9 protein-coding genes and 1 pseudogene are annotated in these 9,217 nt (G+C 68.2%); 8 read left to right on the top strand and 2 right to left on the bottom strand.

The window, feature by feature from the left end:
* Both LI92_RS17270 and LI92_RS17265 read right to left on the bottom strand, forming a co-directional pair.
* A pseudogene (locus LI92_RS17270) lies at positions 1–187 on the bottom strand (PH domain-containing protein); the annotation flags it as partial.
* A gap of 8 nt (positions 188–195) precedes the next feature.
* Positions 196–1,074 carry a biotin--[acetyl-CoA-carboxylase] ligase gene (locus LI92_RS17265; protein ID WP_046321007.1) on the bottom strand — a complete coding sequence of 293 codons (879 nt, stop codon included), beginning with the start codon at positions 1,072–1,074 and terminating at the stop codon, positions 196–198.
* Positions 1,075–1,138: 64 nt separating this feature from the next.
* Between LI92_RS17265 and LI92_RS17260 the strand changes: the two genes are divergently transcribed.
* From LI92_RS17260 to LI92_RS17225, 8 genes are all read left to right on the top strand, one after another.
* Positions 1,139–3,475: an FdhF/YdeP family oxidoreductase gene (locus LI92_RS17260; protein ID WP_046321005.1), complete on the top strand. Its 2,337-nt coding sequence runs from the start codon at positions 1,139–1,141 to the stop codon at positions 3,473–3,475.
* Between the two features lie 48 nt (positions 3,476–3,523).
* A complete protein-coding gene (locus LI92_RS17255; protein ID WP_046321004.1) occupies positions 3,524–5,176 on the top strand; it encodes an acyl-CoA carboxylase subunit beta in 1,653 nt (550 codons plus the stop codon).
* Entirely contained in the window at positions 5,173–5,433 is a 261-nt protein-coding gene (locus LI92_RS17250; RefSeq protein WP_046321002.1) for an acyl-CoA carboxylase subunit epsilon, read from the top strand. The genes LI92_RS17255 and LI92_RS17250 overlap by 4 nt, the downstream gene beginning before the upstream one ends.
* Before the next feature lie 18 nt (positions 5,434–5,451).
* Positions 5,452–6,099, top strand: a complete 648-nt coding sequence (locus LI92_RS17245) for a Maf family protein (protein WP_046321001.1) — start codon at positions 5,452–5,454, stop codon at positions 6,097–6,099.
* A gap of 81 nt (positions 6,100–6,180) precedes the next feature.
* Complete coding sequence (locus tag LI92_RS17240; protein WP_046321000.1) at positions 6,181–7,020, top strand: type IV toxin-antitoxin system AbiEi family antitoxin; 840 nt, start codon at positions 6,181–6,183, stop codon at positions 7,018–7,020.
* A gap of 88 nt (positions 7,021–7,108) precedes the next feature.
* Positions 7,109–8,011 carry a sulfurtransferase gene (locus LI92_RS17235; RefSeq protein WP_046320999.1) on the top strand — a complete coding sequence of 301 codons (903 nt, stop codon included), beginning with the start codon at positions 7,109–7,111 and terminating at the stop codon, positions 8,009–8,011.
* Positions 8,011–8,427, top strand: a complete 417-nt coding sequence (locus tag LI92_RS17230) for a SufE family protein (RefSeq protein WP_046320998.1) — start codon at positions 8,011–8,013, stop codon at positions 8,425–8,427. The genes LI92_RS17235 and LI92_RS17230 overlap by 1 nt, the downstream gene beginning before the upstream one ends.
* 91 nt (positions 8,428–8,518) lie before the next feature.
* Positions 8,519–9,217, top strand: a 699-nt coding sequence (locus LI92_RS17225; protein WP_046320997.1) for a biotin carboxylase N-terminal domain-containing protein, incomplete at its 3' end; no start/stop codon positions are given.

Here is a 9,217-nt window from a genome sequence, read left to right as displayed (position 1 = left end):
TGTGTATAAGAGACAGGTTCTTGGCGGTCGGATCCCAGGCCAGCGGGTTGATCAGACCGGCGGCGAACGCGGCGCAGGCGGTGGCCAGTAGCAGCACCAGCACCGGCGCAACCAGGCGCTTGACGTGCGGGTGCCGGTGCAGCACCACATGCTCGTCGGCGGCGAGCACGCTTTCCGGATAACCCACCGTCTGCCCTATCCGCTGGGCTCGTCGAGCGGTCCCAGCTTCGCCTCGACTCCGTCGAGCCTCGCTGAACCGCTGGGCTCGTCGAGCGAACCGCTGGGCCGCAGCCGGGTGACGTCGCCGGCGGACACCGTGACACTGCCATCCCCGGTGTTGATGACCAGTCGGCCGGTTCCGTCGATACCTTCGGCGAGCCCCTCCACTCGTTGACCGCCGGGGATGTCGGCGCGCACCCTGACCCCCAGCGTGCAACTGTGCCGCCGGTAGTCCGCCACCAGTGCGTCGTCTGCCCCGCCGGCCCGCCGCCAGGCCGCAATCCGGTCTGCGAGGTGGCGAAGAACCTTTTCGGCCCAGATGTTTCGGTCAACCACCGGGGCACCGAGCATGGCCAGCGAGACCGCCGCGGGATCCGGCGCCTCCTGCTCGGTCATGGTCACGTTGAGCCCCAGACCCACCACGATCAGCTGACGGGGCGCGGCCACCTCGGCGAGGATGCCGGCCAGCTTGCCCTCGCCCACGATGATGTCGTTGGGCCACTTCAGGCCGACCTGCAGGCCCGAGACGTCGGCGATCGCATCGGCAACGGCGACCCCGGTCGCCAAGGTCAGCCATCCCCAACCCGATGTCGGCACCGTGTCAGCGGCGACTCCCACCGACAGCGCGAGCTGGCTGCGCGCCGGCGCTCCCCACTGCCGGCCGTGCCGCCCACGGCCGGCCGTCTGGTGCTCGGCAAGCAGCACGGCCCCGTCGATATCCTCCCCCGCCGCCGCGCGCGCCAGCAGATCGGAATTGGTGGAACCGGTTTCGGCCACGACGTCCAATGCCCGCCAACCCGTGGGACCGATCAGCGCGGCACGCAACGCGCCGGCGTCGAGCTCGGGTCTGTCCATGGCGGTCAGCTTACGGCCGGGCGGGCTTCCACAACGTGCGCACACGTTCTAGGTTGGCATCATCATGGCCCGATTTCGCGCTGACGGTGCAGACATAGACAGCGACTACGACGAGCACGCTGTGCGCGTCACAGCGCGCAAGCGCGAAGCCGCCGGAATGCGGGCGGTGCTTGTCTCGCTGCAGCGCAGCCTGAGCCAGATGGGCCTGTGGCGCACCGGCGCCGCCTGGGCACGCCTGAATCAACGTGACGGGTTCGACTGTCCCGGCTGCGCATGGCCGGAGGAACAGGGCGGGCGCAAGATCGCCGAATTCTGCGAGAACGGGGCCAAGGCCGTCGCGGAGGAGGCCACCAGCCGCGTCATCGGGCCGGACTTCTTCGCCCGTCACTCAGTCCAGGAGTTGTCGGGTAAACCGGAGTACTGGCTGTCGCAACAGGGTCGCCTCACCCACCCGATGGTGCTCCGGCCGGGCGACGACCACTACCGACCGATCAGTTGGGACCAGGCCTATCGACTGATCGCCATGGAGCTGCAGCAACTGGACAGCCCAGACCAGGCGGTGTTCTACACCTCCGGGCGTACCAGCAATGAAGCGGCTTTCGTCTACCAGCTCATGGTCCGCAGCTTCGGCACCAACAACCTGCCCGACTGCAGCAACATGTGCCACGAGTCCTCCGGCCAAGCCCTCAGCGACTCGATCGGGATCGGCAAGGGCTCGGTGACCGTCGACGACATCGAGCATGCGGACTTGATTGTCATCGCCGGCCAGAATCCGGGCACCAACCATCCGCGAATGCTGTCGGTGCTGGAGAAGGCCAAAGCCAACGGGGCGCAGGTGGTGGCGATCAACCCCCTGCCCGAGGCGGGACTGATCCGCTTCAAGGATCCCCAGAAGCTGAACGGCGTCGTGGGCCGCGGCGTGCCGATCGCCGACGAGTTCGTCCAGATCCGCCTCGGTGGCGACATGGCTTTGTTCGCCGGGCTGGGCCGGTTGCTGCTCGAGGCCGAGGAGCGCGCACCCGGCACCGTGGTCGACCACGCCTTCATCGATGCGCACTGCGCCGGGTTCGAGGAATACCGGAGCCGGACCCTCGACGTGGACTTCGACGTGGTGGCCGCCGCCACCGGAGTCGAGCACGCTCAGTTGCGCCGGTTGGCCGAGATGCTGATGGCGTCGCAGCGCACGGTGCTGTGCTGGGCGATGGGCCTGACTCAGCACCGTCATGCGGTCGCCACCATCGGTGAGGCCACCAACGTGCTGTTGCTGCGCGGCATGATCGGTAAGCCCGGCGCCGGGGTCTGCCCCGTGCGAGGGCACTCCAATGTTCAGGGCGACCGCACCATGGGCATCTGCGAGCGGATGCCCGAGGAGTTCCTGGCTGCGTTGGATCGGCAGTTCGGCATCGTCAGCCCGCGTCGGCACGGATACGACACCGTGGCCGCGATCAGAGCGATGCGTGACGGCCGGGCCACGGTGTTCCTGGCCATGGGCGGCAACTTCGCAGCGGCTTCGCCGGACACCGCGGTCACCGAGGCCGCACTGCGCCGCTGCTCGCTGACTGTGCAGGTGTCGACCAAGCTCAACCGCAGCCACCTGGTCCACGGCCGCACTGCGTTAATCCTGCCCGCCCTGGGACGCACCGACCGCGACATCCGCAACGGCCGCAAAGAAGTGGTCTCGGTGGAAGATTCCATGTCGATGGTGCACCTGTCGCGGGGCCGGCTGCACCCGCCCAGCGAGGAGGTTCGCAGCGAAGTCCAGATCGTCTGCGAACTGGCCCGCAGCGTGCTGGGGCCGGATCATCCGGTGCCGTGGGAGCGCTTCGCCGAGGACTACGACACCGTCCGGGACGCGATCGCCGCAGTGGTCCCCGGCTGCGCCGACTACAACCGCCGGGTCCGCCTGCCAGACGGCTTCCAACTCCCCCACCCACCGCGTGACGCCCGCGAATTCCCCACGCACACCGGCAAGGCCAACTTTGCGGTCAATCCGCTGGAATGGGTTCCGACCCCACCGGGGCGTCTGGTCCTGCAGACCCTGCGCAGCCACGATCAGTACAACACCACGATCTACGGGCTCGACGATCGTTACCGCGGGGTGAAGGGTGGCCGTCGCGTCGTGTTCGTCAATCCCGCCGATATCGAGGCGCTGGGACTGTCCGACGGCGACCGGGTCGATCTGGTGTCGGAATGGGTCGACGCCGACGGCCGGTTGCAGGAGCGGCGCGCCGCCGACTTCCTGGTGGTGGCCTACTCCACTCCGGTCGGCAATGCCGCGGCCTACTATCCCGAGACCAATCCGCTGGTACCGCTGGACCACACCGCGGCGCGGTCCAACACACCGGCGTCCAAGGCCGTGGTGATCCGGTTGGAGCCCACGGGAGGCGGGGGACTCGCCTAACCGATCCGGTCGGGGGAACTGACAGCCCACACTTTAAGATCGTTTCTTATGACCAGTGTTACCGAGCACTCCGGCGAGGCCCACGTAGAGGCACAGGCCGAGCATGTCGTCGACATCCACACCACCGCGGGCAAACTCGCCGACCTCAAGCGTCGGACCGAAGAGACCCTGCACCCGGTCGGTGAGGCCGCGGTCGAGAAGGTGCATGCCAAGGGCAAGCTGACCGCTCGGGAGCGGGTCTACGCACTGCTTGACGAGGGCTCATTCGTGGAGCTCGACGCGCTGGCCCGCCACCGCAGCACCAATTTCGGCCTGGCCGACAAGCGCCCGCTCGGCGACGGCGTGGTCACCGGCTACGGCACCATCGACGGCCGCGAGGTCTGCATCTTCAGCCAGGACGCCACCGTGTTCGGCGGCAGCCTCGGCGAGGTCTACGGCGAGAAGATCGTCAAGGTCCAGGAGCTGGCCATGAAGACCGGCCGGCCGCTGATCGGGATCAACGACGGCGCCGGCGCCCGCATCCAGGAGGGTGTGGTCTCGCTGGGTCTGTACAGCAAGATCTTCCACAACAACATCCTGGCCTCGGGGGTCATCCCGCAGATCTCGCTGATCATGGGCGCGGCAGCCGGTGGCCACGTCTACTCCCCCGCGCTGACCGACTTCATCGTGATGGTCGACCAGACCTCCCAGATGTTCATCACCGGCCCGGACGTGATCAAGACCGTCACCGGTGAGGAGGTCACCCAGGAAGAGCTGGGCGGCGCCCACACCCACATGGGCAAGTCCGGCACCGCGCACTATGTCGCCTCCGGCGAGCAGGACGCGCTGGACTACGTCCGCGACCTGCTGAGCTACCTGCCCCCGAACAACTACGCCGACCCGCCGCACTTCCCGGTACCGGCGCCCGAGGGCTCCATCGAGGACAACCTCACCGCCGAGGATCTCGAACTCGACACGCTGATTCCGGACTCGCCGAACCAGCCGTACGACATGCACGAGGTCATCACCCGGATTCTCGACGACGACGAGTTCCTCGAGGTCCAGGCCGGTTACGCCCAGAACATCATCGTCGGCTTCGGCCGCATCGAGGGTCGCACCGTGGGCATCGTGGCCAACCAGCCGACGCAGTTCGCCGGCTGCCTGGACATCAACGCCTCGGAGAAGGCCGCCCGGTTCATCCGGACCTGTGACTGCTTCAACATCCCGATCGTGCTGTTGGTCGACGTGCCCGGCTTCCTGCCCGGTACCGAGCAGGAGTACAACGGCATCATCCGGCGCGGCGCCAAGCTGCTCTACGCCTACGGCGAGGCCACCGTCGCCAAGATCACCGTCATCACCCGCAAGGCCTACGGCGGCGCGTACTGCGTGATGGGGTCCAAGGAGATGGGCGCCGACGTCAACGTTGCCTGGCCGACGGCCCAGATCGCGGTGATGGGCGCCTCTGGAGCGGTCGGGTTCGTCTACCGCCAGCAGCTCAACGAGGCCGCAAAGAGCGGCGACGACGTCGACGCGCTCCGGTTGCAGTTGCAGCAGGAGTACGAAGACACGCTGGTCAACCCCTACGTCGCCGCGGAGCGGGGCTACGTCGACGCGGTGATCCCGCCGTCGCACACCCGCGGCTACATCGCCACCTCGCTGCGGCTGTTGGAACGCAAGATCGTCCAACCGCTGCCCAAGAAGCACGGGAACATTCCGCTGTGAGCGACGACGCCACCGAAGTCACCGAGACTTCCGAAGTCCCCACCGCCACCGAGCCGCACATCAAGGTGCTGCGGGGCAACCCCACCGACGAGGACATCGCGGTGCTGGTCGCGGTGCTGGGTGCGGCCGGAGGCGGCGCAGCCGAGCCTGCGGCGCAGGACCGCAATCTGTGGGGAAACCCGGTCGACAAGCTGCGGATGCCGGTGTTCAGCTGGCAGCGGATCACCCTGCTGGAACGCACCCACATGCGCCGGTGATGTGTCGGTGACACACCGGTGACGCGACTGGTCCTCGGTTCGGCCTCCGCTGGCCGGCTGGCCGTCCTGCGCGGCGCCGGAATCGACCCCCTGGTGGTGGTCTCCGGTGTCGACGAGGACGCCGTCATGGCCGGCCTGCCCGAGGATGCCGACCCGGCTGCCGTCACCGGCGCCCTGGCCACCGCCAAAGCCGAGCAGGTGGCCGCCGTTCTGCAGCCCTCGGTAAGCGCCGATTGCGTTGTGATCGGCTGCGATTCGATGCTCTACATCGACGGCAAGCTGTGCGGCAAGCCGCCCACGATCGAGCAGGCCCGCAGCCGCTGGCGCGCGATGGCCGGTAAGTCCGGCCAGCTGCACACCGGCCACAGCCTGATCTGCCTGCGCGACAACGCGATCACCCATCAGATCACCGAAACAGCTGTCACCACCGTGCGATTCGGTCGCCCCGACGACGACGACCTGGAGGCCTACCTGGCCAGCGGGGAGCCGTTGCGGGTGGCCGGCGGATTCACCCTGGACGGTCTGGGGGGCTGGTTCGTCGACGGTGTCGACGGGGATCCCTCCAGCGTCATCGGCATCAGCCTGCCGATGGTGCGCCGGCTGTTGCGTCACGCCGGTCTCTCGGTCGCGCAGCTGTGGGCGACCAACCCCGCTCGCCGAGCGTGAACTCCGGGCGGGATTCCCGACGGATTTCCGCCACCACTTCACACTCGGCGCACTGTCGGTGCTGTTCGGCAGGCTCTCGTCATGGACGAGCCCTTCCTCGGCAGCGAGGCCCTCGCAGCCGGACGCTTGACCCGGCACGCACTCCGCAGCCGGCACCGCCTCGTCTATCCGGGCGTGTACCTGCCCGCGGGCAAGCCCGTCACGCCGGTGAACCGTGCGCAGGCCGCCTGGCTGTGGTCGCGACGGCGCGCCGTGCCCGCCGGCCGCTCGGCGGCGGCGCTGCACGGCGCGAAGTGGCTCGACGCGGGTTACCCGGCCGAGCTGCACTACGCCAACCGCCGTCCGCCGCCGGGCATCCGGACGTGGGCTGACGAACTCGCCGACGACGAGGTCACGGCGGTCGGCGGCATACCGGTGACGACGCCGCTGCGCACCGCGTTCGACATCGCGTCGCGCTACCGGCTGGATGCGGCCGTCGCCACGATCGACGCGCTGGCCCGCTCGACCAGGTTGAAGGTGGCCGACATCGAACTGTTCGCCCAGCGCTACCCGGGGCATCGGGGCATCCGGAATGCGCGTGCCGCCATCGGCCTGGTCGATCCGGGGGCCGAGTCGCCCAGGGAAACCTGGTTGCGCCTGCTGCTGATCAGAGCCGGCTTCCCCCGGCCCACCACCCAGATCCCGGTCTACGGCAAATACCGCACGCTGGTCGCGGTCGTGGACATGGGTTGGGAGGAGATCAAAGTCGGCGTCGACTATGAGGGCGACCATCACCGTCGCAGCGCCAGGCAGTTCAACCACGACATTCGTCGTGCCGAGGCGCTGGCCGAGATGGGCTGGATCGACGTGCGCATCACCAAGGACGACACCGTCGGCGGAATCGTCGGTCGGGTGGGGGAAGCACGCGCCCGCCGAGTGTGAACTGGGGGCGGGATTCCCGCCTGATTTCCGCCCCCAGTTCACACTCGGTGCACTGGCCACAGCAAAGCAACGCGGTAGGCTCGGCATCGTGCCAGTTCCTGCCGATCCCACGCCCGCCCTGCAGTCCTACGCCCACCCCGAACGCCTGGTGACAGCCGATTGGCTCGCGGGCAATCTGGGTAGGCCGGGCCTCGTCGTGGTGGAGTCCGACGAGGACGTGTTGCTCTACGACATCGGCCACATCCCGACCGCGGTCAAGATCGACTGGGTCACCGATCTCAACGCTTCCCCGGTTCGCGACTACATCACCGGTGAGCAGTTCGCCGACCTGATGAACCGCAAGGGCATCTCTCGCGACGACACCGTGGTCATCTACGGCGACAAGTCCAACTGGTGGGCCGCCTATGCGTTGTGGGTGTTCACCCTGTTCGGTCACGAGGACGTCCGGCTGCTCGACGGGGGCCGCGACCTGTGGGTCTCCTCGGGCCGCGAGACCACCCTCGACGTGCCGTCGAAACAGTCGACCGGCTACCCCGTCGTGACCCGCAACGACGCTCCCATCCGGGCCTACAAGGACGACGTGCTGGCCCACATCGGCCGGGTACCGCTGATCGACGTCCGCTCGCCGCAGGAGTACACCGGCGAGCGCACGCACATGCCGGAGTACCCGGAGGAGGGCGTGCTGCGCGGCGGCCACATCCCCACCGCGGTGTCGGTCCCGTGGAGCAAGGCCGCCGACGATGCCGGCCGATTCCGCAAGCGCGAGGAACTCGAGCAGCTGTACTCCTTCCTCGAGCCCGACGACAAGCCGATCGCGTACTGCCGCATCGGGGAACGCTCCAGCCACACCTGGTTCGTGCTGACCCACCTGCTGGGCATGGAGGGGGTGCGCAACTACGACGGCTCGTGGACCGAGTGGGGTAACACCGTTCGCGTGCCCATCGTCGACGGACCGGAGCCCGGAGCACTACCAGCAGCCGCAGCCGGCTGATGAGTCTGCCGGAGGCATTGGCGCAGGTGGTCTCCGACTTCGCCGAGGTGGAAGGCCAGGACAAACTGCGGCTGCTGCTGGAATTCGCCGACGAGCTGCCCGATCTGCCCGATGACCTGGCCGAATCGGCGATGGAACCGGTACCAGAGTGCCAGTCGCCGTTGTTCCTGCATGTCGATGCCGCCGACCCGCAACGGGTGCGGCTGTACTTCAGCGCGCCCCCCGAGGCGCCGACGACGCGCGGCTTCGCCTCGATCTGGGCGGCGGGTCTCGACGGCCAGCCGGCCGACGTCATCCTGGCCGTCCCGGAGGATTTCGCCTCCCGACTGGGCCTGGCAGCCCTGATCAGCCCGTTGCGCCTGCGCGGAATGACGGCCATGTTGACCCGCATCAAGCGGCATTTGCGCGCCGCGTAAGGGGCACTGGAACAGGTTCAGTGGTCGCGCTTTACACTGCCTGAAGCTAGATTCTTAAAGACATTTCTTATACATGCCATCAGGAGGGCCAGTGGCGAACCATGCCAGCTCGAAGATCTCCAAGGTGCTCGTCGCCAATCGCGGGGAGATCGCAGTCCGGGTGATCCGCGCCGCGCGCGATGCCGGATTGGCCAGCGTGGCGGTGTACGCCGAACCCGACGCCGACGCCCCGCACGTCCGGCTCGCCGACGAGGCGTTCGCGCTCGGCGGTCAGACTTCCGCGGAGTCCTACCTGGTCTTCGAGAAGATCCTGGACGCGGCAGCCCAGTCGGGTGCCAACGCCATCCACCCGGGCTACGGCTTCCTCTCGGAGAACGCCGACTTCGCGCAGGCCGTGATCGACGCCGGGCTGATCTGGATCGGGCCGAGCCCGCAGGCGATTCGCGACCTCGGTGACAAGGTCACCGCCCGCCACATCGCCGCCCGCGCCAAGGCGCCGCTGGTGCCCGGAACCCCGGACCCGGTCAAGGACGCCGACGAGGTGGTGGCCTTCGCCAAGGAGCACGGCGTGCCGGTGGCGATCAAGGCCGCGTTCGGCGGCGGCGGTCGCGGCATGAAGGTGGCGCGCACCATCGAGGAGATTCCCGAGCTGTTCGAATCGGCCACCCGTGAGGCGATTGCGGCCTTCGGTCGGGGCGAGTGCTTCGTGGAGCGCTACCTGGACAAGCCGCGCCACGTCGAGGCGCAGGTGATCGCCGACCAGCACGGCAACTGTCTCTTATACACATCT

Origin of the sequence: Mycobacterium sp. UM_Kg1 (assembly GCF_000972925.1) — a bacterium.
In the GTDB taxonomy this organism is placed as follows: domain Bacteria; phylum Actinomycetota; class Actinomycetes; order Mycobacteriales; family Mycobacteriaceae; genus Mycobacterium; species Mycobacterium hiberniae.
The sequence above is the reverse complement of the archived record's forward strand: the minus strand, read 5'-3'. Positions and strand labels throughout refer to the sequence as shown.

What these genes read in the sequence shown, in the direction of transcription:
- LI92_RS17230 (WP_046320998.1), top strand. Translation starts at nt 8,011, where the DNA reads ATGAGTCTGCCGGAGGCATTGGCGCAGGTGGTCTCCGACTTCGCCGAG.
- LI92_RS17240 (WP_046321000.1), top strand. Translation starts at nt 6,181, where the DNA reads ATGGACGAGCCCTTCCTCGGCAGCGAGGCCCTCGCAGCCGGACGCTTG.
- LI92_RS17265 (WP_046321007.1), bottom strand. Translation starts at nt 1,074, where the DNA reads ATGGACAGACCCGAGCTCGACGCCGGCGCGTTGCGTGCCGCGCTGATC.
- LI92_RS17260 (WP_046321005.1), top strand. Translation starts at nt 1,139, where the DNA reads ATGGCCCGATTTCGCGCTGACGGTGCAGACATAGACAGCGACTACGAC.
- LI92_RS17255 (WP_046321004.1), top strand. Translation starts at nt 3,524, where the DNA reads ATGACCAGTGTTACCGAGCACTCCGGCGAGGCCCACGTAGAGGCACAG.